This is a genomic window from Streptomyces sp. NPDC052682 (assembly GCF_040678435.1).
In the GTDB taxonomy this organism is placed as follows: Bacteria; Actinomycetota; Actinomycetes; order Streptomycetales; family Streptomycetaceae; genus Streptomyces.
Map to the genome: position 1 here is coordinate 37,893 of NZ_JBFATS010000024.1, position 24,811 is coordinate 62,703.

Below are 24,811 nucleotides of genomic sequence, written 5' to 3' on the forward strand. Positions count from 1 at the left end.
ACGAGCCGTGACGGACGTGACGGGCCCGGGTCACCGCTCAGGGGCGTACCCGGGGTTACACCCAGCTCGTACCCGGACGGGCTGTCGCGCACTCATGACGACAGTCAAAGAAGGGTGATAACTTCGTGAGGGAGAGCGCCGTGAGGCAGTGCCCGCCCCGCGAGGAGGCCGCCCGTCATGAGTCCCTTCACCGGCTCCGCCGCGCGCACCGCCGACTGGCGACATCTGCGCGTGGACCTCACCGACGGCGTCGCCACCGTCACCCTCGCCCGCCCCGACCGGCTCAACGCGCTCACCTTCGGCGCCTACGCCGACCTGCGCGACCTGCTCGCCGAGCTGTCCCGGGAGCGGGCGGTCCGGGCCCTGGTGCTGGCCGGCCAGGGCCGGGGCTTCTGCTCCGGCGGCGACGTCGACGAGATCATCGGCGCGACCCTCGCCATGGACACCGCCCAGCTCCTCGACTTCAACCGGATGACCGGCCAGGTGGTGCGGGCGGTACGGGAGTGCCCGTTCCCGGTGATCGCGGCGGTGCACGGTGTGGCGGCCGGGGCCGGGGCGGTCCTCGCCCTGGCGGCCGACTTCCGGATCGCCGACCCGACCGCCCGCTTCGCCTTTCTCTTCACCCGGGTCGGCCTGTCCGGCGGCGACATGGGCGCCGCCTACCTGCTGCCCCGGGTCGTCGGCCTCGGCCACGCCACCCGCCTGCTGATGCTGGGCGAACCGGTCCGGGCCGCCGAGGCCGAGCGGATCGGCCTGGTCAGCGAACTGACGGCGGAGGGCGGGGCCGGCGCGGCGGCACAGCACCTGGCCCGCCGCCTGGCCGACGGCCCGGCGCTGGCCCACGCCCAGACCAAGGCGCTGCTGACCGCGGAACTGGACATGCCCCTGGCGGCCGCGGTGGAACTCGACGCCTCCACCCAGGCCCTGCTCATGACGGGCGAGGACTACGCCGAGTTCCACGCGGCCTTCACGGAGAAGCGCCCGCCCAAGTGGAGCGGCCGGTGAGCGCGCCCACCCCCGGGGCGCGGGGCCGTGGCGCAGGTGCGGCCACCGTCGCGGTCATCGGCGGCGGCCCCGGCGGCCTCTACACCGCGGCCCTCCTCAAACGCCTCGACCCGGCCCGTGAGGTCACCGTCTGGGAACGCAACACCCCCGACGACACCTTCGGCTTCGGGGTGGTCCTCTCCGAGGAGACCCTCGGCGGCATCGAACACGCCGACCCCGTCGTCCACGAGGCCCTCCAGCACGCCTTCGTCCGCTGGGACGACATCGACATCGTCCACCGCGGCACCCGCCAGACGGCCGGAGGCCACCGCTTCGCCGCCCTGGCCCGCACCCGCCTGCTGAAGATCCTGCACGACCGCTGCCGCGACCTCGGCGTCGACCTCCGCTTCAGCACCGAGGCCCCCCACCCGGACCGGCTCGCCCGGACCCACGACCTGGTCGTCGCCGCCGACGGTGTGCACAGCACCACCCGCGACACCTACGCCGCGTTCTTCCGCCCCCGACTCACCAGCCACCGCTGCCGTTACATCTGGCTGGGCGCCGACTTCCCCTTCGAGGCGTTCCGTTTCGAGATCGCCGAGACGGAGCACGGGGTGATGCAGCTGCACGGCTACCCGTACGCGCCCGACGCGTCCACGGTCATCGTCGAGATGCGCGAGGACGTGTGGCGGGCGGCCGGCTTCGACGAGCTGGACACGGGCGAGTCCGTCGAGCGCTGCGCCAAGATCTTCGCGGACGCGCTCGGCGGCCGCCCCCTGCGGTCGAACAACTCCACCTGGACCACGTTCCGTACGGTGGTCAACGACCGCTGGTCGCACGGCACCGTCGTCCTGCTCGGCGACGCCGCCCACACCGCCCACTTCTCCATCGGCTCCGGCACCAAGCTCGCCGTCGAGGACGCCGTCGCCCTGGCCGCCTGTCTCGGCGAACAGCCGGACGTGCCGAGCGCGTTGACGGCGTACGAGCAGGAGCGCAGGCCCGTCGTCGCCTCCACCCAGCGCGCGGCCCGCGCCAGCATGGAGTGGTTCGAGAACCTCGCCCTGTACGTCGACCAGCGGCCCCGGCAGTTCGCCTTCAACCTGCTCACCCGCAGCCGCCGCGTCACCCACGCCAACCTGCGGTTGCGGGACGCCCGCTGCACCGAGGCCGTGGAGCGCGAGTTCGGCTGCCCGCCGGGTACGCCCCCGATGTTCACCCCGTTCCGGATGCGCGGCCTGACCCTGCGCAACCGGGTCGTCGTCTCACCCATGGACATGTACTCGGCGGCCGACGGCGTCCCCGGCGACTTCCACCTGGTCCACCTCGGGGCGCGGGCGCTGGGCGGCGCCGGGCTGGTGATGACCGAGATGGTGTGCGTCAGCGAGCAGGGCCGCATCACACCCGGCTGCGCCGGCCTGTACACCGGCCGGCAGGCCGAGGCGTGGCGGCGGATCACCGACTTCGTGCACCGGCAGGCGCCCGGCACCGCGATCGGCGTCCAGCTCGGCCACAGCGGCCGCAAGGGCTCGACCAAGCGGATGTGGGAGGGCATGGACGAGCCTCTCGACGAGGGCAACTGGCCGCTGGTGGCCGCCTCCCCGATCCCCTACAAGCCGTACGGGCAGACCCCGCGCGAGCTGTCCCGCGCCCAGCTCACCGACCTCCGCGAGCAGTTCGCGGCGGCGGCCGGGCGGGCCGCCCGGGCCGGTTTCGACCTGCTGGAACTGCACTGCGCGCACGGCTATCTGCTCTCCGGGTTCCTCTCCCCGCTGACCAACCGCCGCACCGACCCCTACGGCGGCTCGCTGGAGAGGAGGCTGCGCTTCCCGCTGGAGGTCTTCGACGCCGTACGGGCCGTGTGGCCGGGGGAGCGGCCCATGACGGTGCGGATCTCCGCCACCGACTGGGCCGAGGGCGGCACCACGGCAGAGGAGGCCGTGGAGATCGCCCGGGCCTTCGCCGCGCACGGCGCCGACGCCGTCGACGTGTCGACCGGGCAGGTCGTCGCCGACGAACAGCCGGAGTTCGGACGGTCGTACCAGACGCCGTTCGCGGACCGCGTCCGGCACGAGGTGGGCGTCCCGGTGATCGCGGTCGGCGCGATCTCCTCCTGGGACGACGTCAACTCCCTGATCCTGGCGGGCCGGGCGGACCTGTGCGCGCTGGCCCGCCCGCACCTGTACGACCCGCACTGGACCCTGCACGCGGCGGCCGAGCAGGGCTACGAGGGCCCGGGCGCCGTCTGGCCGGCGCCGTACCGGGCGGGCAGCCGCCGGCCTGCGACGGGCCGCACGGACGCGCCCGGGCCACGGCTCACTCCGGGGAACTGACCAGGCCCACGAACCGCGCCCCCGCGTCCCGCAGCCGTTCGTGCAGCCCCCGGAACACCGCCGCCGAACGGGAGCCCGGCCAGCCCTCGGGCAGCAGCCGGGCCGGCAGCCCGGGGTCGGTGTAGGGCAGGTGGCGCCAGGAGTCCAGGGCGAGGAGGTAGTCGCGGTAGGCCTCCTGAGGCGGGGTGTCCTCACGCCGCTCCCACGCCCGCAGCACGCGCGCGTGGCGGTCCAGGAACGCCTCGTGCTCCTTGGCGATGGCGGCCAGGTCCCACCAGCGGGCCACCGCCTCGGCGGTCGGCGCGAAGCCGAGGTGCTCGCCGCGGAAGAAGTCGACGTACGCGTCCAGCCGCAGCCGCTGCAGGGTGTGCCGGGTCTCCTCGTACAGCCGGGCCGGGGCGATCCACACGCCCGGAGCCGCGGTGCCGAAGCCCAGACCGGCCAGGCGGGAGCGCAGCACGTGCCGCTTCTGCCGCTCGGACTCCGGCACGGAGAACACCGCCAGCACCCAGCCCTCGTCCCCGGGCGGCTCCGTGGCGTAGATGCGCCGGTCGCCGTCCTCGAGCAACTGCCGCGCGTCAGGCGACAGTTCGTATCCGGCCGCGCCCTGGGCGGTGCGGGCGGGCACGAGCAGTCCGCGTCTCTTCAGCCGCGACACCGACGACCGTACGGACGGGGCGTCCACGCCGACCGCGGCCAGCAGCCGGATCAGCTCGGCGACCGGGACCGGGCCCGGCATGAAGCGACCGTACGCGCCGTAGAGCGTGACGATGAGAGACCGTGGTGCATGCTGGTCGGACACGTTGATCATCTTAGGTCGTACGGCACGCCACCGACCCCTTCCGGGCCGGTATTACCGCTGGTCACCTTCGGTGCGCAGGAGGAACCGCTGGAGTTTGCCGGTCGCCGTGCGCGGCAGCGACTGAAGGAAGACGATCTCGCGCGGGCACTTGTACGGTGCCAGCTCGCCCCTGACGAAGGCCCGCAGCGCCTCGGCGTCCCGCTCGGCGCCCTCCTCGACGACGACGAACGCCACCACGACCTGCCCGCGCGCCTCGTCACCCCGCCCCACCACGGCCGCCTCGACGACGTCCGGGTGCCGCAGCAGCGCGTCCTCCACCTCCGGCCCCGCGATGTTGTACCCCGCCGAGATGATCATGTCGTCGGCGCGGGCCACGTACCGGAAGTAGCCGTCGGGCTCGCGGACGTAGGTGTCGCCGGTGATGTTCCAGCCGTCGCGCACGTACTCCCGCTGCCGCGGATCGGCCAGGTACCGGCAGCCGACCGGCCCGCGCACCGCGAGCAGCCCGGGCTCCCCGTCGGGCACGGGGTCGCCCTTGTCGTCCTGCACGCGCGCGTACCACCCCGGTACGGGAACCCCCGTCGTGCCGGGGCGGATGTCCTCGTCGGCGGCCGAGAGGAAGATGTGCAGCAGCTCGGTCGCGCCGATGCCGTTGATGAGGCGCAGTCCGGTGCGCTCGTGCCAGGCGTGCCAGGTGGCCGCGGGCAGGTTCTCGCCCGCCGAGACGCAGCGGCGCAGCGAGGAGACGTCGTGCGCGCCGAGGTCGCCGAGCATCGCCCGGTACGCCGTCGGCGCGGTGAACAGCACGGAGACGCGGTGCTCGGCGATCGCCGGCAACAGCTGCTGCGGACCGGCCTGTTCGAGCAGCAGTGCGGCGGCGCCCGCCCGCAGCGGGAAGACCACCAGCCCGCCGAGCCCGAAGGTGAAGCCGAGCGGCGGACTGCCCGCGAACACGTCGTCCGCACGCGGCTTGAGCACGTGCCGGGAGAAGGTGTCCGCGATCGCCAGCACGTCCCGGTGGACGTGCAGACACCCCTTGGGGCGGCCGGTGGTCCCGGAGGTGAAGGCGATCAGCGCCACGTCGTCGGCCGCGGTGCCGACGGCCCGGTACGGCGTGCCGGGCGCCGGGCGGTTGAGCAGGTCGTCGGGCGCGTCACCGCCGTACGTCGTGATCCGCAGGCCCGGAACCCCCGCCTTGGCGAGGTCGTCGACGCAGCGGATGTCGCACAGGGCGTGCTGGACGCGCGCGATCGCGCACATCTGGCTCAGCTCGTGCGGGCGCTGCTGGGCCAGCACCGTGACCGCTATGGCGCCCGCCTTCAGCACCGCCAGCCAGCAGGCCGCCAGCCACGGGGTGGTGGGGCCGCGCAGCAGCACCCGGTTGCCGGGGACGACGCCGAGGTCGCCGGTGAGGAGGTGGGCGAGCCGGTCGACGCGGGCCCGCAGGTCGCCGTACGTCCATGTCCCGCCCGTGGGCGTGTGGAACACCGGGCGGTCGTCGGGCGGGCCGCTGAGCAGCTCCTCGGCGCAGTTCAGCCGTGCGGGGTAGCGCAGCTCCGGCAGGTCGAAGCGGAGTTCGGGCCACTCGCCGGGCGGCGGGAGACGGTCGCGGGCGAAGGTGTCGACGTGGGCCGTGCCCCGGGGATTCATGACGATTCGCCCCCTTGTCGTGGTGGGCTCGCCTGGGGAGCGTATCGTGTTGGTGACGGCAGTCAACTGGGCGCGATACGGTCGTGAGAGACGCGTCGCAGGACGTCGGAGGAACGTCGGGGAACCATCGGGACCGTGGAGGCATCACTCCGGAGGGAGTTCGGCCGTGCCCGCATTCTCGCTCGAACCGGCACACCTCGCCTGGTGCGCCGAGCTGCGCGCCCTGGCCGCCGACCGGCTGCGGCCCCTCGCCGAGCAGGGCGAGCCCGGCCGGGTGAACCGCCCCCTCGTCGCCGAACTGGGCCGGCTCGGGCTGCTCGGACGGCTGTTCACCTCGGGCGCGCTGGAGCTGTGCCTGATGCGCGAGTCCCTGGCGTACGCCTGCACGGAGGCGGAGACGGCTCTCGCCCTCCAGGGCCTGGGCGCCCACCCGGTGCACACCCACGGCACGGACCGCCAGCGGGAGCGGTGGCTGCCCCGGGTGCGGGACGGCAGCGCGGTCGCCGCCTTCGCGCTCAGCGAGCCGGGGGCGGGATCGGACGCGGCGGCGCTGACGCTGCGGGCGGAGCGGGAGGGGGTGCCGGGGGGTGGGGCGGGCGGTCTCGTGGGGGCTGGGCCGGGTGGTGGGTTGGGTGTCGGGGCGGGTGGTCCGGTGGGGGTTGTGCCGGACGATGGGCTGGGTGTCGGGGCGGGAGGTCCGGTGGCCACTGGGCCGGGTGGCGAGCTGAGTGTCGGGTCGATGGGCTCGCCGGGCGCGGGGACGGACCGGCCGGTGGGTGTCGGTCCGGAGGGTTCGCCGGGCGCGGGGTCTGGGCCGGGCGCCTGGTCCGGGCCGCACGCGGAATCCGAGCCGGGCCCGGGGTCCGGGTCGCACGTGGGGGCCCTGGTCGCCGACCCCGACGGCTCCTCCCGCTGGCGGCTCACCGGTGACAAGTGCTGGATTTCCAACGCCCCCGAGGCCGACTTCTACACCGTCTTCGCCCGTACCACCCCCGGCGCCGGCGCGCGCGGCGTGACCGCCTTCCTGGTCCCCGCCGACCGGCCCGGCCTGACCGGCACCGGCCTCGACATGCTCTCCCCGCACCCCATCGGAACCCTGCGCTTCGACGCCGTACCCGTGACGGCGGACGACCTGCTCGGCGAGGTGGACCACGGCTTCCGGGTCGCCATGGGCACCCTCAACCTGTTCCGCCCCAGCGTCGGCGCCTTCGCGGTCGGCATGGCCCAGGCGGCCCTCGACGCGGCCCTCGCCCACACCGCGCGACGGGACGCCTTCGGCGGCAAGCTGCGCGACCTGCAGACTGTCTCCCACCAGGTCGCCGAGATGGCCCTGCGCACGGAGGCGGCCCGCCTGATGGTGTACGCGGCGGCGACCGCGTACGACACAGGCGCCCGGGACGTCCCCCAGCGCTCCGCGATGGCGAAACTGCTGGCCACCGAGACCGCGCAGTACGTCGTGGACGCGGCCGTCCAGCTGCACGGCGCCCGCGCCCTGCGCCGCGGCCACCTCCTCGAACACCTCTACCGCGAGGTGCGCGCACCCCGCGTCTACGAGGGCGCGAGCGAGGTCCAGCGCGGCATCATCGCCAAGGAGTTGTACGGCCACTTGGAGGACCGATGACCGTCGAGCGCCTCAACCCGCCCGGCCTGTCCCCGCCGGCCGGCTTCTCCCACGCCGTCGTCGCCACGGGCTCGCGCGTCGTCTTCCTGGCCGGCCAGACCGCGCTCGACCCCGACGGCGAGGTGGTCGCGGACACCCTGCCCGAGCAGTTCCGGCGGGCCCTGGCCAACCTGCTGGCCGCCCTGCGTGCCGCGGGCGGCACCCCCTCCGACCTGGCCCGCGTCACCGTCTACGCCACGGACGTGGCCGCCTACCGCACCCACGCACCCGAAATAGGGGGCATCTGGCGGGAGTTGGCGGGCCGTGACTATCCGGCCATGGCGGTCGTGCAGGTCGTACGGCTGTGGGACGAGCAGGCGCTGGTGGAGCTCGACGGGTTCGCCGTCCTGCCCTAGCCACCCCCGCCTGCCGGGCCCGGACCGCCGTGGCCCCGCAGGGCGACGGCCGACCGGTCAGGCCGCGACCGCCAGCCCGCGCCGGACGTCCGCCCGGTGCGGTGCGACGACACGGCCGTCGGGCAGCAGCTCGCCGGTGTCGTCGAAGACGATCGAGCCGTCGCACCGCAGGTTCCAGCCCTGCTCGGGGTGGGCGGCGACGACGTGCGGGGCGGGGGAGTCGGTCCGGGGGCACGTGGGCTTGTGGGCACACATGGCGCACCTCCACATCGGTAGGGCCGTCCGGCGGTTTCCCGCGAGCCGTACGCGGACGGCTCGTATGAGGAGACCGTCCTCCTGCCGCGCGCTGATCGGAACGGCGCGCCGGGGACTGTGACCGTTCCCTGACGAGCCCCGGACGGTTCCACGACGGTCGGCACGGACTCGCCACCGAAGGGAGTGAGGATGACGGCTGCCGGCGCACCCGCCCGGTACCAGTGGAACCCTCAGCACCGGCCGCCGCCGACGGCACCGTCACCCTCAGCGGCACCTACCGCTGCCTCGGCGCCACGGGCCCGGTCTTCGTCAGCTCCTCCGTCGGCCAGGCCCCCTCCACCCGCCGCTCCGGCAGCGGCGGCACGCGGGCCGACGCCCGGATGCCCAGGCCGACGGGCGATCGTCAGTGCCCGGTGTCACGCTGAGGTCACACAGGATCTGCGAAAGGGACTCGCCGTGATCACCACTGACTTCGCTCCCGGCTCCCCCTGCTGGCTCGACCTGGGCGCCCCCGACGTACGGGCCGCCGCGGACTTCTACGGCGCGGTGCTCGGCTGGGAGTACGAGGCCATGGGGGAGGGGGAGGACGTGGAGGGCGGGATGTTCCGGAAGGACGGCAAGACCGTCGCCGGACTCGGCAAGCTCACCGAGGAGGGCGCCCGCTCCGCCTGGATGATCTACTACAAGGTCACCGACGCGGACCGCACGACCGAGGCGGTGCGGCGCGCGGGCGGCACGGTCCGGGTGGCCCCGAGAGACCTCGGCGAGTGGGGCCGGATGGCCCAGTACAGCGACCCCCTGGGAGGCCAGTTCGCGGTCTGGCAGCCCGGTTCGGACCAGGGCGTCGAGCTGGTGGACGAGCCGGGCTCGCTGTGCTGGACCGAGCTGTACACCAGCGACGCGGCGGCCGCGAAGGAGTTCTACGGCGGTGTCTTCGGCTGGCAGTTCAGCGACATGGAACTGCCGGGCGGGGGCGGCACGTACTCCCTCATCACTCCCGCCGGACTGCCCGAGGAGCGGATGCACGGCGGCCTCATGGAGGTCGGCGAGGAGGGCCTCGCCCTCGCGCACGGCCGGCCCTACTGGCACCCCGTCTTCGCCGTCCCCGACTGCGACGCCGCGGTCGCCAGGGTCACCGAGAGCGGTGGCCGGGTGCAGATGGGCCCGGAGGACGCGGAGGGCGTCGGTCGGCTGGCGGTCTGCCTCGACCCCGCCGACGCGGACTTCGTGGTCCTCACCCCTCCGGCCGGCGACTGAGCCCGGACAGGCGGATGCCGCCGCACCGGGGTGCGGCGGCATCCGTTCACGGCCTGTCAGTGAGCGTGGCTGGACCGGTGCCCCGCTCGGCTGTGCGTACGGCCGGTGAACAGCCGGTACAGAGCCAGGATGATGACCGAGCCCACGATCGCCGCGATCCACGTCGACAGCTCGAAGAAGCCGTCGACCGAGTCGACGCCGAAGATCACCTTCCCGAGGAACCCACCCAGCAGGCCTCCGGCGATACCGATCAGCATCGTGACGATGATGCCGCCCGGGTCCTTACCGGGCATGAGGGCCTTGGCGATGGCCCCGGCGAGCAGTCCGATCAAAATCCACGCGATGATGCCCATGGGAACGTACCTCCTTTGTGACGATCCGCCGAGTTCCCCGTGGAGGCAGGTCAAACTCCTGTGTTCGTTCCGGACTTCTCCGCGTGCGGCGCGCTCCCCCGCCGAGGCCGGTGAATGAGCCGTCAGATGTCCCGGAACGTCTCGATCTGCGCCCCGATCGAGTTCAGCCGTTCCGCCAGGTCCTCGTATCCCCGGTTGATCACGTAGACGTTGCGCAGCACCGACGTCCCCTCGGCGGCCATCATCGCCAGCAGGACGACCACGGCCGGGCGCAGGGCCGGCGGGCACATCATCTCGGCGGCGCGCCAGCGGGTCGGGCCCTCGACCAGGACGCGGTGCGGGTCGAGCAGCTGGAGGCGGCCGCCCAGCCGGTTGAGGTCGGTCAGGTAGATGGCGCGGTTGTCGTAGACCCAGTCGTGGATGAGGGTCTTGCCCTGCGCCACCGCCGCGATCGCCGCGAAGAACGGGACGTTGTCGATGTTCAGGCCCGGGAACGGCATCGGGTGGATCTTGTCGATCGGCGCCTCCAGCTTGGAGGGCCGGACGGTGAGGTCCACCAGGCGGGTGCGGCCGTTGTCGGCGAAGTACTCGGGCGTGCGGTCGTGGTCGAGGCCCATCTCCTCGAGCACGGCCAGTTCGATCTCCAGGAACTCGATCGGCACCCGACGCACCGTCAGCTCCGACTCGGTGACCACGGCCGCCGCCAGCAGGCTCATCGCCTCGACCGGGTCCTCGGAGGGGGAGTAGTCCACGTCCACGTCGATGTCCGGCACGCCGTGCACGGTGAGCGTGGTGGTGCCGATGCCGTCGACCTTGACGCCGAGTGCCTCCAGGAAGAAGCACAGGTCCTGGACCATGTAGTTGGAGGAGGCGTTGCGGATGACGGTGACGCCGTCGTGCCGGGCGGCGGCCAGCAGCGCGTTCTCGGTGACGGTGTCGCCGCGCTCGGTCAGCACGATCGGGCGGTCGGGGCGGACCGACCGGTCGACGACCGCGTGGTACTGGCCCTCGGTGGCCGCGATCTCCAGGCCGAAGCGGCGCAGGGCGATCATGTGCGGCTCGACGGTGCGCGTGCCGAGGTCGCAGCCGCCGGCGTACGGCAGCTTGAAGCGGTCCATGCGGTGCAGCAGCGGGCCGAGGAACATGATGATGGAGCGGGTGCGGCGGGCCGCGTCCGCGTCGATCGCCGCCAGGTCCAGCTCGGCCGGCGGCACGATCTCCAGGTCGACGCCGTCGTTGATCCAACGGGTGCGCACGCCGATGGAGTTGAGCACCTCCAGCAGGCGGTACACCTCTTCGATGCGCGCCACGCGGCGCAGCACTGTGCGCCCGCTGTTGAGCAGCGAGGCGCACAGCAGGGCCACGCACGCGTTCTTGCTCGTCTTCACGTCGATGGCGCCGGACAGCCGGCGGCCGCCGACCACCCGCAGATGCATCGGGCCCGCGTAGCCGAGGGACACGATCTCGCTGTCGAGGGCCTCCCCGATGCGGGCGATCATCTCAAGGCTGATGTTCTGGTTGCCCCGCTCAATGCGGTTGACGGCGCTCTGGCTGGTTCCCAGCGCCTCCGCCAACTGCGACTGCGTCCAGCCCCGGTGCTGCCGGGCGTCACGGATGAGCTTGCCGATGCGTACGAGGTAGTCGTCTGCCATGAGGTTGAGGTTATCTCAGATATGAGATGGCGCCTCATGGGGGGTCTGTTCGGGTGAGGGTGACAGGCCGTCAGTCCCGCTTGGCGGTGCGGGTCCTCCGCCACCCGAAGGGGCCGGGCAGATCCATCGACGTCGTACGGCGCCCCGTGCTGCTGCGGGTGTACCGCGGCCCGTTCCTGCCCGTGCCGGTGGTGATCGACCAGGAGCGCTTGTTGATGTTCAGGCGCACTCCCGGAAGGATCCGGAAGCTCTTGCGGAACGTGAGCCCCATTCCTGTCTCCTTTCGGGGTTCGCCGGGGTGTTCCCGGCTCAGCACGTTTACCCCGAGTCGGCGCGGAGATGGCAGGGCGGCGCCGGCGGCACCGAGAACCCGGGCATGACCATTCGGCCCCGGTGTACTAGAGTTATCTCGACATCGAGATATCTGCCGGGGAGCACCGCAGCCGCCAAGCCGGTAAGGCTGGCCTAACTTAGCCTTACCTTAGCGGACAGGCCGAGATGCCGTGGCGGCAGGATCGTGGTGGTACGCGCACATCAATGAAGGAGACTGTCGTGTCGGCGAACAGCTTCGACGCCCGCAGCACGCTGCAGGTGGGCGACGAGTCGTACGAGATCTTCCGGCTGGACAAGGTGGAGGGCTCGGCCCGCCTGCCGTACAGCCTCAAGGTCCTGCTGGAGAACCTGCTCCGCACCGAGGACGGCGCGAACATCACCGCCGACCACATCCGCGCGCTCGGCTCCTGGGACTCCCAGGCTCAGCCGTCGCAGGAGATCCAGTTCACGCCGGCCCGCGTGATCATGCAGGACTTCACCGGCGTGCCCTGTGTCGTGGACCTCGCCACCATGCGTGAGGCCGTGAAGGAGCTGGGCGGCGACCCGGCCAAGATCAACCCGCTGGCGCCGGCCGAGCTGGTCATCGACCACTCCGTCATCGCCGACAAGTTCGGCACCAACGACGCCTTCAAGGTGAATGTCGACCTGGAGTACGGCCGCAACAAGGAGCGCTACCAGTTCCTGCGCTGGGGCCAGACCGCCTTCGACGAGTTCAAGGTCGTCCCGCCCGGCACCGGCATCGTCCACCAGGTGAACATCGAGCACCTGGCCCGTGTGGTGATGGTGCGCGACGGCAAGGCCTACCCGGACACCCTGGTCGGCACCGACTCCCACACCACGATGGTCAACGGCCTCGGCGTCCTCGGCTGGGGCGTCGGCGGCATCGAGGCCGAGGCCGCCATGCTCGGCCAGCCGGTCTCCATGCTGATCCCGCGCGTCGTCGGCTTCAAGCTGACCGGTGAGCTGCAGCCCGGCACCACCGCCACCGACCTGGTGCTGACCATCACCGAGATGCTCCGCAAGCACGGCGTGGTCGGCAAGTTCGTCGAGTTCTACGGCGAGGGTGTCGCCGCCACCTCCCTCGCCAACCGCGCCACCATCGGCAACATGTCGCCGGAGTTCGGCTCGACCGCCGCGATCTTCCCGATCGACGACGAGACCCTGAACTACCTGCGTCTGACCGGCCGCTCCGAGCAGCAGGTCGCCCTCGTCGAGGCGTACGCCAAGGAGCAGGGCCTGTGGCTCGACCCGAAGGCCGAGCCGGACTTCTCCGAGAAGCTCGAGCTGGACCTGTCCACGGTCGTGCCGTCCATCGCCGGCCCGAAGCGCCCGCAGGACCGCATCGAGCTGTCCAAGGCCGCCGAGCAGTTCGCCAAGGACGTCCTCAACTACGTCGAGGCGCCCGTCGCCCAGCAGGCCGCCGCCGCGGCCTCCCCGGTGGACGAGGCCAGCGCCGAGTCCTTCCCGGCCTCCGACGCCCCGGCCTACGGCAGCCAGGAGAACGGCGCCGGCGCGCCGCAGCACGCCGAGGGCACCGGTGCCGCCGTCCCGTCCAACCCGGTCACCGTGACCGCCCCCGACGGCACGACGTACGAGCTGGACCACGGTGCGGTGACCGTCGCGGCCATCACCTCCTGCACCAACACCTCCAACCCGTACGTCATGGTCGCCGCCGCCCTGGTGGCCAAGAAGGCGGTCGAGAAGGGCCTGACCCGTAAGCCGTGGGTCAAGACCACCCTCGCCCCGGGCTCCAAGGTCGTCACCGACTACTTCGACAAGGCGGGCCTGACCCCGTACCTCGACAAGGTCGGCTTCAACCTCGTCGGCTACGGCTGCACCACCTGCATCGGCAACTCCGGCCCGCTGCCGGAGGAGGTCTCCAAGGCGGTCAACGACAACGACCTCGCGGTCACCTCGGTCCTGTCCGGCAACCGGAACTTCGAGGGCCGGATCAACCCGGACGTCAAGATGAACTACCTGGCGTCCCCGCCGCTGGTCGTCGCCTACGCCCTCGCCGGCTCCATGAAGGTGGACATCACGCGCGAGGCCCTGGGCACCGACCAGGACGGCAACCCGGTCTACCTGAAGGACATCTGGCCGTCCGAGGCCGAGGTCAACGACGTCGTCGCCAACGCCATCGGCGAGGACATGTTCTCCAAGTCCTACTCCGACGTCTTCGCCGGCGACGCCCAGTGGCAGGCGCTGCCGATCCCGACCGGCGACACCTTCGAGTGGGACCCGGAGTCGACCTACGTCCGCAAGCCCCCGTACTTCGAGGGCATGACCATGGACCCGGCCCCGGTCGAGGACATCACCGGCGCCCGCGTCCTGGCCAAGCTGGGCGACTCGGTCACCACCGACCACATCTCCCCGGCCGGCGCCATCAAGGCCGACACCCCGGCGGGCAAGTACCTCACGGAGCACGGCGTCGAGCGCCGCGACTTCAACAGCTACGGCTCCCGCCGAGGCAACCACGAGGTGATGATCCGCGGTACGTTCGCCAACATCCGCCTGCGCAACCAGATCGCGCCGGGCACCGAGGGCGGCTACACCCGCGACTTCACCCAGGAGGGCGGCCCGGTCTCCTTCATCTACGACGCCTCGCAGAACTACCAGGCCGCCGGCATCCCGCTGGTCGTCCTGGCCGGCAAGGAGTACGGCTCCGGCTCGTCCCGCGACTGGGCCGCCAAGGGCACCGCGCTCCTCGGCGTCAAGGCCGTCATCGCCGAGTCGTACGAGCGCATCCACCGCTCGAACCTCATCGGCATGGGCGTCCTGCCGCTGCAGTTCCCGGAGGGGCAGTCCGCCGAGTCGCTCGGCCTGACCGGCGAGGAGACCTTCTCCATCACCGGCGTCACCGAGCTCAACGACGGCACCACGCCGCGCACCGTGAAGGTCACCACCGACACGGGCGTCGAGTTCGACGCGGTCGTCCGCATCGACACCCCCGGTGAGGCGGACTACTACCGCAACGGCGGCATCATGCAGTACGTGCTGCGCAGCCTGATCCGCAAGTAGGCGGTCGGGCGGCAGGCAGGCCGAGGGCCGCATCCCCGTACCCCGGGGATGCGGCCCTCGCCGTGCCGCCGTGCGCTCAGCCGCCGCGGTACTTCGCCGCGGCGGCGTGGGCGAGGTCCTGCGACTTCTCCAGCGCCACGTCCACCGACTGCTGCCCGGCGATGGCCGCGGCGATCTGCTGGGAGACCGCGGTGCCCAGGACCGCGAACTCGGGGATGCCCAGGAAGCTGATGCCGGTGTAGGGGCGGGGACCGACGCCCGGGTTCTTCGGGTCGGCGGAGTTGGTCACCGCCGCGTACTCCTGCCGGTACCAGGCGCGGGCCGCCTTCTGGTACTCCGGGTTGACGTACAGGGACCTGCGGTTGCCGGCCGGGGCCGCGGTCCAGCCGAGTTCCTTGCCGACCAGGGCCTGGTACTCCTTGGAGGAGGCCCACGAGATGAACTCCCAGGCGGCGTCCTTCTTCTCGCTCGCCTTCTGCACGCCCCACGCCCAGGTCCACAGCCAGCCGGCCTTCTCGGTCCTCTCGTGCGGCGCCGCGACGTAGCCGACCTTGCCCTTGACCGACGAGCCGTCGGCCTCCACCGACGAGGCCAGGACGGTGGCGTCGTACCACATGGCGCACTTGCCCGCCACGAACGTGTCCAGGACGTCCAGGAAGCCCATGCGGTGGGCGCCGGGCTGGCCGTGCTCGCGGAGCAGGTCCACGTAGAACCGTACGGCCTCCTTGAACCGCGGCGAGGTGAGCCGGGCGTTCCACTCCATGTCGTACCAGGAGCCGCCGAAAGTGTTGACGACCGTGTTGAGCGGGGCGAGGTTCTGGCCCCAGCCGGGCAGACCGCGCAGGCAGATGCCGCTCGCGCCGTCGGTGCCGTCGACCTTGGCGGCGAGCTCCGCGACCTGCTTCCAGGTCGGGTTCGGGGGCATGGTCAGCTCGGTCTTGCGGAACAGGTCCTTGCGGTACGCCAGGAAGGAGCCCTCGCCGTAGAACGGCTGGGCGTAGATCTTGCCGTCGGCCCCGGTCAGCGCGGCGACCAGGTTCGGGAAGATGTCGTCCTGGTCGAAGTCCTCGTCCGCCTTCACATAGGAGTCCAGCGGGGCGAGCCAGCCGTTCTTCGAGTAGATCGGCACCTCGTACGCGCTCACACTCGCCACGTCGTAGTGCCCGGCCTGGGTCGCGAACTCGTTGTTCATCCTCTCGCGCGCCTCGTTCTCGGGCAGCAGCGTGTAGGTGACCTTGATGCCGGTCTCGGCGGTGAAGTACCGTTTGGTGAGGCTCTTCAGGTGCTGCATCGGCGGATTGTTCACACTGAGCACGTGGATGGTCTGCGCCGGCCCTCCTCCGGAGGGCGACCCCGCGCCCCCACCACAGCCGGAGAGCACCAGACCAGTCCCGACCGCGGCGGCCACGGCCGCCCGCATGAGGCTGTTGCGCTTCATGGCACTCCGATGACGACAGCGTCTCCTTCAGTCGGACATGAGGTGTATATCCGACTTTACGACTCTTTGGCTGTCTCGCGGCAGAGTCATGCGGGGCACCGGGCGGTCGGCCTGGGGGAGCAGCGTGGGCCGGACCCCCTGCGCGCCCGCGGCTGCCGGCGTGGCTGGCACCATGCCGAGCCGCCCCGGCTCGAGGTGGCCGACCGGACTGGGTGACCGCCTGCCGCACGGACGGCGGCACAACCCCGAACCGGTTGCCCGCCGACCGTGCGGACGCCCATCGGCCGTGTGCCGCGCCCGAGAGCAGGAGAGTCCGGCGGCGGCGAGCGGCAGCTCACCGCTCAGCGTGGCGGTCTTCGTCGGTGCCCTGTCGGCGGGGAAGGGTGGCCTGTCCGGTGGCGCACCGAGTCGGTCCGGGGCGGTGGTGCTCGGGTGGGATGGGGGCGGGTGCGGCAGTGGCCGGAACTCGTCGGCGTAGCTACGTCCGCCCCCGTCCCGCGCTTGCCCGGCGGGAGAGGGCGTCGGCGGCGACGGCGACGAGGAGGACCCCGCCGGTGATCATGAACTGGATCGCGTCCTCCACGCCCAGCAGGGCCATGCCGGAGGCGATGGACTGGATGACCAGCACACCCAGGAGCGCCGACCAGGGAGTGCCCCGGCCGCCGAACAGGCTCGTGCCGCCGATGACGGCCGCCGCGATGGCGTTGATCAGCAGCATGCCCGAACCGGCGGCACGGGCCGTGGTGGGGCTGGCCGAGGTGAGGCCCGAGGCGACGAACAGCCCGCCGACCGCGGCCAGCGTGCCCGACACCGTGAACATCGCGATCCGCACCCGTTCCACCCCGATGCCCGCACGCCGGGCCGCCTCCACGCCGCCGCCGAGCGCGTACACCCGCCGCCCGGGCCGGGTGCGGCGCAGGGCGTAGTCCGCGACGACGAGGACCACCAGGAAGATCAGCAGCGCCAGCGGCAGCCCCTGGAACCGGTTCAGCGTGTACGCCGCGGCGAAGGACACCACCGCCAGGACTCCGGCCCGCACCCAGATGTCCCGTGCCGGCCGGAACGGCATCCCGGCCGCCCTGAGCCGGTTGGCCATGCGCCGGGCGGCCAGGAGATAACCGGCCGTGCCGAGCGCGGCCACGGCGTAGGCGACGCCGTCGGCGGCGAAGTAGGTGCCGGTCAGGTCGGCGACCAGGCCCTCCTCGTCGATGCTGATCGTGCCGCTCGCGCCTAGCAGGTAGAGCGTCAGCCCGTTCCAGATCAGCAGCCCCGCCAGCGTGACGACGAACGCGGGCACCCCCAGCCAGGCGAAGAACGCCCCGTGGAAGGCCCCCACGGCCGTACCGCACACCACCCCCACGATCAGGGCGAGCCACTCGGGCACACCGTGGTTGACGTTCAGCACGGCGAACGCGGCCCCCGCCAGCCCGCTGACCGAACCGACCGACAGATCGATCTCCCCGATCAGCAGCACGAACACGATGCCGACCGCGACCAGACCGGTGCCGACGATGTCCACGCTGATGGTGGACAGGTTGCGCGGCGAGAGGAAGTTGTCGTCCAGCGCCTGGAAGACGATCCAGATCACCGCGAGGCCGAGCACCAGCAGAAGCGGACCGCGCTCGGTGCTCCGCACCCCGCTGCCCAGTCCGGCGGCGTATCCCCTCAGACCCTTCAGGCCCTTCAGCCCCTGGTCCTTCAGATCCCTCAGGGCCGGACCGGCACCACCTGCCGGCCCACCGCCCCCCGGCCCGCCCTGCCCGCCGGGCCCGGCGTCACGTGGTGTCCCGCTCCTGCTCACGGCCACCCCTCCCCGTCAGCCGTCGTCCGGTGCGCCACCGCGTTGTCGGCCGCGCCGGTGATGGAGGAGATGATCTGCTCCTGCGACACGGTGCTCACGTCGAACAGCCCGTTGTTACGGCCGAGCCGCAGCACGGCCACCCGGTCGGCGACCGCCTTGATGTCCCCCATGTTGTGGCTGATGAGCAGGATGGCCATGCCCCGGTCGCGCACCTCCTCGATCAGGTCGAGCAGATGGCTGGTCTGCTCGATCCCCAGGGCCGCGGTGGGCTCGTCGAGGAGGAGGACCTTGGGCGAGCCCATGAGCGAACGGGAGATCGCGACGGCCTGCCGCTGTCCCGCCGACAGCGCGGCGACCGGCATCCGCACATCCGGGATCCGGATGGACAGGCTCCGCATCAGCTCCCGGGCGCGGCGCTCCATCTCCACCTCGTCGAGGATGCCCACCCGGGCGATCTCCCGGCCGAGGAACAGGTTCCCGACCACGTCCAGGTTGTCGCACATCGCGAGGTCCTGGTACACGGTCGCGATGCCCAGGGCGTGCGCGTCGTGCGGGCGCCTGATCTGCACCCGCCGGCCCTGCCACTCGATGACGCCCCGGTCGGCGGGGCTCACCCCGGAGATCACCTTGACGAGCGTGGACTTGCCGGCCCCGTTGTCGCCGGCCAGCGCCACCACCTCCCCGGCCCGGAGCTGCAGGTCGACGTCCAGGAGCGCCTGTACGCCGCCGAACCGCTTGCAGATGCCGCGCAACGCCAGTACGGGCGGGAACCCCACGGCAACCACCTCCCCTCACCTGGTGAGTCCGGCCCGGTCGCAGGCCGGCCGGAGTTTCGCAACGCAGATCTGCTCGATCGTGTAGACGCCGTCCCGCACGAGCGTCTGCCTGATGGTGCCGACCGTCACGGCGACCGGGGACAGCAGCACGGCCGGGATGTCGTCGGTGGTGGGACTGTCCACCGTCGTCGTGACGAGACCGTGGAGACCTCTGCCGCGCGCCAGGGCCACGGCCATCACGGAGGCGGCGTCGGCCTGCTGCCGGAAGGGTTTGTAGACCGTCATGTGCTGCTCGCCCTTCACGATGCGCCGTACGGCCTCCAGATCGGCGTCCTGGCCGGTCACCGGCGGCAGGGGCGAGACACCGGCGCTCTTGAGCGCCGAGATGACGCCGGCGGCGATGGTGTCGTTGGCGGCCAGCACCCCGTCGATCCGGTGCGGCCCGAGGGCGCTGATCGCGGCGGCCATGTTCTGGTGGGCGTTCTCCGACCGCCAGCCCACGGTGTCGTACGACTTGCCGATCCGGACCCGGCCCTTCAGGACGGACAGCGCGCCCCCTTCGTACCAGCGCGCGTTGGGGCTGGCCGGGTCACCGTTCATCATGACGATCCGGCCGCCGTCCGCCTTGCGGCCCATCGCCTTCAGCAGCGCCTCACCCTGGAGCCGTCCGACCCGCGCGCCGTCGAAGCTGACGAAACCCGAGATCGGGCCCTCCACCAGCCGGTCGTACGCCACCACCGGCACGCCCGCCCGGTGTGCCGCCCGGACCGAGGACCGCAGCGCCTTGGCGTCCACGGCGTCCAGGATGATGACCGCCGCCCCGTTGGTGATCAGGGAGTTCATCTGGTGGCGCTGGCTCGACACGTCGTTCTCGGCGTTGGCGTACGTCACGCTGCACTCCGCGCACAGCTCCTTCACCCGTCGCTCGATGAGCGGCTTGTCGGAGTGCTCCCAGCGCGGCAGCGCCCGGCCCGGCAGCAGCAGACCCACCGTCAGCCCGCTGTGCTGCGCGCCGCCGTCGGTGCCGCACCCGGCCAGGGACGCGGCCAGCAGCCCGGACAGCACGGCGGCCACCGCACGCCACCGGCGGGCTGTCATCGCCGGCCCCTCTCGCCCCGCCCGCCCGGACCGTCACCGTCCTGCCTGTCCTGCCCGTCCGGCCCGTCCCCGTCCTGCCCGCGGCCCGCCCCCGTCGTCAGGACGAGCTCGCTCCACACCTGCTTGCCCCCGCCGACCGGCACCGACCCCCAGGACGCGGACACCGCCTCGACCAGCAACAGGCCACGCCCCCCGGTCGCCTCCCAGTCCACGACCACCGGCTTGGCCGGCGCGCGCGGCGAGGAGTCGCTCACCGTGACCCGCAGCCGGTCCGCGGCGAGGGTGAGGTCGAGACGGACCGGGCCCTGGGTGTGCACCAGCGCGTTGGTGACCAGCTCGGAGACGACCAGCAGCACCGTGTCCGCGTCGGCCCCGACGCGCCAGGACCGCAGGGTGCGGGCGGTGAAACGCCGGGCGTGCATCACCGCGTCCGGCAGCCGCCACACCACCCACCCGGCCCGCACCGGCCGGACGCGCATCCCGTCGTAGCGCAGCAGCAGCAACGCCACGTCGTCCTCGCGGCGGCCGGCCTCCCCGAGCAGCGCGTCGGCCATCCGCCCCGGGTCGGACGGGTCGGCCGCGGCCAGCGCCTGACGGGTGAGCCGCATGCCCTCGTCCACCTCCAGGTCGACGGCCTCGACCAGCCCGTCGGTCACCAGCGCCAGGACCGATCCGGGGGCCAGCGCCACCGACGTCAGCGGGAACTCCGCGTCCGCCAGCACGCCCAGCGGCAGCCCGCCCTCGACCGCGACCTCCTCGGCGGTGCCGTCGGGGCGGCGCACCAGCGGCGCGAGATGCCCGGCCCGCACGAACAGCGCGGTGCCCTCCTCCAGATCCAGCTCGACGTAGCAGCAGGTGGCGAACAGGTCGGTCTCCATACCGACGAGCAGCCGGTTGGCGTGCGAGACGACCACGTCGGGCGGATGACCCTCCACGGCGTACGCCCGTACGGCGGTGCGCATCTGGCCCATGATCGTCGCGGCTCCGGCGCTGTGGCCCTGTACGTCCCCGATGACCAGGGCCACCTTCCGGTCCGACAGCGCGATCACGTCGTACCAGTCGCCGCCCACCTGCAGCCCGCGTTTGGCGGGCAGGTAGCGCGCCACCGCGATGCCCCCGGGCAGCTCGGGCAGGCGCGGCGGCAGCAGGCTGCGCTGGAGCATCGTGGCGAGCTCCTGCTCGGCGTCGTAGGCGTGCGCCCGCTTCAGGGCCTGCCCCACCAGGCCCGCGGTCGCGGTGAGCAGGGCCCGCTCCTCGGGGACGAAGGCGTGCGGCTCGTCCCAGCCGACCAGGCACACCCCGGCGACCCGGCTGCGGGCCGGCAGCGGCAGGACGGCCAGCCCGCCGGGGCCGACCCCGGCCAGCCCGGGCTCCAGTGCGGCCCCGGCGGGCCACAGGCTCATCCGGCCGTCCCGCAGCGTCGCCGCCAGCGTGGGCAGGGCACTGACCGGCGCGTCCGGCCACTCCGAGCGCCACTGGGCGCGCCACAGCTCGGGCCAGGACTCGGCGGTCGGCGGATCGAGCACGGAGACCGCGAGCCGGTCCTCCAGCAGCTCGGCCAGCGCGACCCGGTCGGCACCCAGCGGCTCGCGCAGCGCGGCGACCACGACCCGGCTGACGTCCCGGACCGTGGTGGCCTCGTCGAGCGCGGCGGTCAGCCACTGGATGCGGGCGACGTCGCTGGAACTGCGGCGCAGCACGGGGGCCGCGGTCACCACACCCACCACCCGCCGCGGCCGGTCGTCAGGGCCCCTCAGTACCCGGCCGCACAGGTGCAGCCAGCACAGCTCACCGGTGGGCCGGCGGATCCGGAACTCCAGCTCCCGGCACCCGGCGAGCTGCGCGGACGGCTCCACGACCGACATCAGCGCGGGCACGTCCTCCGGCAGGGTGTACGACAGCAGCGTGTCGGTCCTGCCGTCGAACGCGTGCGCGGCGATGCCGACCAGGTCCAGCAGCGCCGTGTCCGTCTCGACCACGCCGGTGCCCGGCACCAGGGCGAAGGAGCCGACCCGCATGCTCCGCAGGGCCGGGTCCAGCAGCGGCGCGGGCGCGCCCCGGTCGGCCTCGCCGCGCAGCCGGCCGGCGATGGCCTCGGCGTACCGCTCCAGGAAGTCCCGCTGCTCGGCGCAGAAGCCGTCCGCGCAGTCGCCGACGACCACGAGGCAGCCGAGCCAGTCGCCCCCGGCCGAGCCCAGCGGCAGCACCGCGAGCGGCAGCTCGGTATCGGGCGGCTCCCAGCCGCCCCCGGCTCGCGAGCCGGGCACCACGGTCGTCAGCCACCGGGGCCGGCCCTCCAGGAAGGCCTCGGCGATCGCGGAGTCACCGGGGACCGGCACGCTCTTCGGCAGCCCGTACGCCTCGATGTCCGCTCCGGCCGACTCGACCAGCCCCAGCTCACCGCCGGTCGGCCCCGGCACGTAGACGGCCGCCACCGCCGCCCCCGCGAACGCCAGGGCCCGCTCCCTCGGGGAGCGATCCGGCACCGGGGGAGACGGACCGGTGTCCGCCGCCCCGGCCCCGGGGGCCCGCAGACCCGGGGCCGCCGCCCGGGTCCCGCCGTTGTGGGGCATTGCGCATCGTCTCCCGTCCGTGCCGCACGTGCTGGCGGGTGGGAAACCCCGAACGCCCGGGAGCGGCAGGGCACCCACACATCAGAATCGCATACCGGACGAACAGGGGTGGATCGGCGCATATACGTGCATTGCTCCCTGCTTGGGTCCCGCCTGCGCGGGGGATGCGGTGCTGCCCGCGTGCCTCGCGCGCACTCCTCGCCCGCACACTCTTCGCGCCCGGCGTTTACAAGCGCGCCGTCCGGCGCTACCTTCCGCCCTAGGCGGGGTGGGAGCGCTCCCATGCGCGGTGGACCGGAACCCGCCGCCCGGGTCGCCCCCACCCCGCTCATCCGCACGCACCTCCGCACGGTCGCTACTCCCCGAACGGACGGACATGTCATGATCATGACAGGCAAGGCGGCGACGCGCCGATCCACCTCCCCCACCCGCGCCAGAGCCCTGTTCCTCGTCCTGGTCTCCCTCCTCGCCGCGCTCCCGGCCCTCGGCCTGGTCATGTCGGCGGGCGGCGAGGCGGAGGCCCACGGCACCCCGATGAAGCCCGGCAGCCGCACCTTCCTGTGCTGGCAGGACGCCCTCACCGACACCGGTGAGATCAAGCCGGTCAACCCGGCGTGCCGGACGGCGCAGCAGGTGAGCGGGACGACCCCGTTCTACAACTGGTTCTCCGTCCTGCGCTCCGACGGCGCCGGACGCACCCGCGGCTTCGTCCCGGACGGCGAGCTGTGCAGCGGCGGCAACCCCAACTTCACCGGCTTCAACACGCCCAGCAAGGACTGGCCGCTGACGCACCTCACCTCGGGCGCGACGATCGACTTCTCCTACAACGCCTGGGCCGCGCACCCGGGCTGGTTCCACGTCTACCTGACCAAGGACGGCTTCGACCCGACGAAGACCCTCACCTGGAACGACATCGAGGACCGGCCCTTCCTCACGGTCGACCACCCGCCGCTCAAGGGCAGCCCGGGAACGGTGGAGGCCAACTACTCCTGGACCGGCAAGCTCCCGGAGGGGAAGTCGGGCCGCCACATCATCTACATGGTCTGGCAGCGCTCCGACAGCCAGGAGACCTTCTACTCCTGCTCCGACGTCGTCTTCGACGGCGGCAAGGGAGAGGTGACGGGCATCAAGCAGCCCGGCACCCCCAGCGACCCGGTCCCCGGCGAGTGCACCGCGACGCGCCGGACGACGGGCACCTGGAACGGCGGCTACCAGTCCGAGGTCACCGTCAAGAACACCGGCACCGTCCCGATGCTCGGCTGGATGGTCGACTGGACCCTCCCGGCCGGCCAGAAGGTGGAGAGCCTGTGGAGCGGCACCGCCACCTACAACGGCCAGGCGGTGATGGTCCACAACGCGGGCTGGAACGGCTCGCTGAGCCCGGGTCAGAGCGCGACGTTCGGGTACGTCGTCTCGGGCTCCGGGGGTGACAGCACGACCAGCCTGCCCTGCCGGGTGGGCTGAACCGGCAGGGCGCGAAGGGCCCCGGTGAGGACACCGAGCCGCCACCGGGGTCCACAAGGTGGCCGGACGGCGTGGGGCGGTGGCCGGACGGCCGGTCCGGGGCCGTCCCTCATCGGGGACAGGCGTGCGCGCCCTGCTGACGGGCCCAGTCCAGCGCCTCGACGATGTACCGGGCAAGCGTCCCGGGGTCCTGGACATGGGCGAGGTGTCCCTGCCCCGGCATCACGCGCACGCGCGCGCGGGGCATCGCCGCCGCGATACGGGCCAACGGCTCCCCGTAGGGCGGCACTCCCTCGTTGTCACCGCCGAGCAGCAGCGTGACGGGCATGGGGAGATCCCCGTAGCCCGTCAGATCGGCCGGGTGGTCGTTCAGCGCGGTCAACTCCTGGGCGAGCGGCGCCGCGAGCGGTCGCAGCGCCTGCCACGCCGGGCTCCGGCGCAGCTGCGCGACGTACTCGGCGGAGAAGCCGGACACGTCCCTGTTCACGATCTCCACCGCGCGGTCCAGGTCGCCCGCCTCGTCGGCCCGTCGCAGGGCGTCCAGCGCCTGCAGACCGAAAGGCCGTACCACGGGCTCGTAGAGCGTCAGGGAGTGGATGCCGGCGTGCCGCCCGGCGGCCTCCAGCGCGATGAGGCCGCCGTAGCTCCAGCCGAAGAGGTCCAGCGCGCCACCGTCCTCGGCCGTGCCGAGTGCGTCGAGTACCCGGCACAGGTCCTCGATCTCGGTGCGGACCGAGTACCCGTCGCCCAGCGGTCCACTGGGCCGGCGGCCGCGCCGGTTGAGGACGTACACGGGCCGTGTGGTGCACAGCGCGTCGACCACGCCCTGCCAGGAGGCGGCGTCGGCCATGACTCCCGGCACGATCAGCAGCGGTCTGCCCTCCCCGCTGCGGTGGCTGAGCGCCAGGACCACGCCTTCCCGTTCCACCTGGACCGACACGGGGACCCTCCTCGGCTCGTGGGCGGCGCACGAGTCGACCTGTCATGTCTGAATCACCCTGGTCCGGGCCC

The 24,811-nt window shown here is 72.6% G+C and carries 19 protein-coding genes and 1 pseudogene; 8 read left to right on the plus strand and 12 right to left on the minus strand.

The features are described from left to right. Positions 1-177: 177 nt before the first annotated feature. Entirely contained in the window at positions 178-1,005 is an 828-nt protein-coding gene (locus AB0K80_RS29895; RefSeq protein ID WP_365674999.1) for an enoyl-CoA hydratase family protein, read from the plus strand. After that, entirely contained in the window at positions 1,002-3,314 is a 2,313-nt protein-coding gene (locus tag AB0K80_RS29900) for a bifunctional salicylyl-CoA 5-hydroxylase/oxidoreductase (protein WP_365675001.1), read from the plus strand. The genes AB0K80_RS29895 and AB0K80_RS29900 overlap by 4 nt, the downstream gene beginning before the upstream one ends. On the opposite strand, the gene AB0K80_RS29905 is transcribed toward AB0K80_RS29900, so the two are convergent. Together AB0K80_RS29905 and AB0K80_RS29910 are read right to left on the minus strand one after the other, a co-directional pair. After that, positions 3,298-4,125 (minus strand): PaaX family transcriptional regulator C-terminal domain-containing protein, encoded by an 828-nt coding sequence (locus AB0K80_RS29905; protein ID WP_365675002.1) that lies wholly within the window; start codon positions 4,123-4,125, stop codon positions 3,298-3,300. The two genes, AB0K80_RS29900 and AB0K80_RS29905, sit on opposite strands and share 17 nt — an antisense overlap. A gap of 42 nt (positions 4,126-4,167) precedes the next feature. Further along, the gene (locus AB0K80_RS29910; RefSeq protein WP_365675004.1) at positions 4,168-5,766 is read right to left on the minus strand and encodes an AMP-binding protein; all 1,599 of its coding nucleotides are present in this window, start codon (positions 5,764-5,766) and stop codon (positions 4,168-4,170) included. Positions 5,767-5,932: 166 nt separating this feature from the next. On the opposite strand from AB0K80_RS29910, the gene AB0K80_RS29915 reads away from it, so the two are divergent. Together AB0K80_RS29915 and AB0K80_RS29920 are read left to right on the plus strand one after the other, a co-directional pair. Further along, positions 5,933-7,387: an acyl-CoA dehydrogenase gene (locus AB0K80_RS29915; protein ID WP_365675006.1), complete on the plus strand. Its 1,455-nt coding sequence runs from the start codon at positions 5,933-5,935 to the stop codon at positions 7,385-7,387. Beyond that, entirely contained in the window at positions 7,384-7,782 is a 399-nt protein-coding gene (locus AB0K80_RS29920; protein WP_365675008.1) for a RidA family protein, read from the plus strand. The genes AB0K80_RS29915 and AB0K80_RS29920 overlap by 4 nt, the downstream gene beginning before the upstream one ends. Positions 7,783-7,839: 57 nt before the next feature. Here AB0K80_RS29920 and AB0K80_RS29925 read toward each other — a convergent pair whose 3' ends face one another. Beyond that, entirely contained in the window at positions 7,840-8,037 is a 198-nt protein-coding gene (locus AB0K80_RS29925; protein ID WP_365675009.1) for a DUF5999 family protein, read from the minus strand. Between the two features lie 215 nt (positions 8,038-8,252). On the opposite strand from AB0K80_RS29925, the pseudogene AB0K80_RS29930 reads away from it, so the two are divergent. Together AB0K80_RS29930 and AB0K80_RS29935 are read left to right on the plus strand one after the other, a co-directional pair. Beyond that, a pseudogene (locus tag AB0K80_RS29930) lies at positions 8,253-8,408 on the plus strand (DUF6299 family protein); the annotation flags it as partial. An 85-nt stretch (positions 8,409-8,493) separates the two neighbouring features. Further along, positions 8,494-9,294, plus strand: a complete 801-nt coding sequence (locus AB0K80_RS29935) for a VOC family protein (protein ID WP_365675011.1) — start codon at positions 8,494-8,496, stop codon at positions 9,292-9,294. A 56-nt stretch (positions 9,295-9,350) separates the two neighbouring features. On the opposite strand, the gene AB0K80_RS29940 is transcribed toward AB0K80_RS29935, so the two are convergent. The 3 genes from AB0K80_RS29940 to AB0K80_RS29950 form a co-directional block, all read right to left on the minus strand. Beyond that, positions 9,351-9,647 carry a GlsB/YeaQ/YmgE family stress response membrane protein gene (locus AB0K80_RS29940; protein ID WP_365675013.1) on the minus strand — a complete coding sequence of 99 codons (297 nt, stop codon included), beginning with the start codon at positions 9,645-9,647 and terminating at the stop codon, positions 9,351-9,353. A 122-nt stretch (positions 9,648-9,769) separates the two neighbouring features. After that, on the minus strand, positions 9,770-11,299 hold the full coding sequence (locus AB0K80_RS29945) for a UDP-N-acetylglucosamine 1-carboxyvinyltransferase (protein WP_365675015.1): 1,530 nt from the start codon (positions 11,297-11,299) through the stop codon (positions 9,770-9,772). A gap of 70 nt (positions 11,300-11,369) precedes the next feature. Continuing rightward, a complete protein-coding gene (locus AB0K80_RS29950) occupies positions 11,370-11,570 on the minus strand; it encodes a DUF4236 domain-containing protein (protein ID WP_365675017.1) in 201 nt (66 codons plus the stop codon). 281 nt (positions 11,571-11,851) lie between these two features. Here AB0K80_RS29950 and AB0K80_RS29955 point away from each other — a divergent pair, with 281 nt between their 5' ends. Further along, positions 11,852-14,650 (plus strand): aconitate hydratase, encoded by a 2,799-nt coding sequence (locus AB0K80_RS29955; RefSeq protein ID WP_365675019.1) that lies wholly within the window; start codon positions 11,852-11,854, stop codon positions 14,648-14,650. Between the two features lie 76 nt (positions 14,651-14,726). Here AB0K80_RS29955 and AB0K80_RS29960 read toward each other — a convergent pair whose 3' ends face one another. From AB0K80_RS29960 to AB0K80_RS29980, 5 genes are all read right to left on the minus strand, one after another. After that, a complete protein-coding gene (locus AB0K80_RS29960; protein WP_365675021.1) occupies positions 14,727-16,088 on the minus strand; it encodes a sugar ABC transporter substrate-binding protein in 1,362 nt (453 codons plus the stop codon). A gap of 478 nt (positions 16,089-16,566) precedes the next feature. Beyond that, positions 16,567-17,736, minus strand: a complete 1,170-nt coding sequence (locus tag AB0K80_RS29965; RefSeq protein WP_365675091.1) for a sugar ABC transporter permease — start codon at positions 17,734-17,736, stop codon at positions 16,567-16,569. Positions 17,737-17,885: 149 nt separating this feature from the next. Further along, on the minus strand, positions 17,886-18,665 hold the full coding sequence (locus tag AB0K80_RS29970) for an ATP-binding cassette domain-containing protein (protein ID WP_365675023.1): 780 nt from the start codon (positions 18,663-18,665) through the stop codon (positions 17,886-17,888). 15 nt (positions 18,666-18,680) lie between these two features. Continuing rightward, positions 18,681-19,763 carry a substrate-binding domain-containing protein gene (locus tag AB0K80_RS29975; protein ID WP_365675025.1) on the minus strand — a complete coding sequence of 361 codons (1,083 nt, stop codon included), beginning with the start codon at positions 19,761-19,763 and terminating at the stop codon, positions 18,681-18,683. Beyond that, the gene (locus tag AB0K80_RS29980; RefSeq protein ID WP_365675027.1) at positions 19,760-22,336 is read right to left on the minus strand and encodes a SpoIIE family protein phosphatase; all 2,577 of its coding nucleotides are present in this window, start codon (positions 22,334-22,336) and stop codon (positions 19,760-19,762) included. The genes AB0K80_RS29975 and AB0K80_RS29980 overlap by 4 nt, the downstream gene beginning before the upstream one ends. A gap of 381 nt (positions 22,337-22,717) precedes the next feature. Between AB0K80_RS29980 and AB0K80_RS29985 the strand changes: the two genes are divergently transcribed. Beyond that, positions 22,718-23,800 (plus strand): lytic polysaccharide monooxygenase, encoded by a 1,083-nt coding sequence (locus AB0K80_RS29985; RefSeq protein WP_365675029.1) that lies wholly within the window; start codon positions 22,718-22,720, stop codon positions 23,798-23,800. A 109-nt stretch (positions 23,801-23,909) separates the two neighbouring features. Here the strand turns inward: AB0K80_RS29985 and AB0K80_RS29990 are convergent, their stop codons facing one another. Beyond that, the gene (locus tag AB0K80_RS29990) at positions 23,910-24,740 is read right to left on the minus strand and encodes an alpha/beta hydrolase (protein WP_365675030.1); all 831 of its coding nucleotides are present in this window, start codon (positions 24,738-24,740) and stop codon (positions 23,910-23,912) included. Between the last annotated feature and the right edge of the window lie 71 nt (positions 24,741-24,811).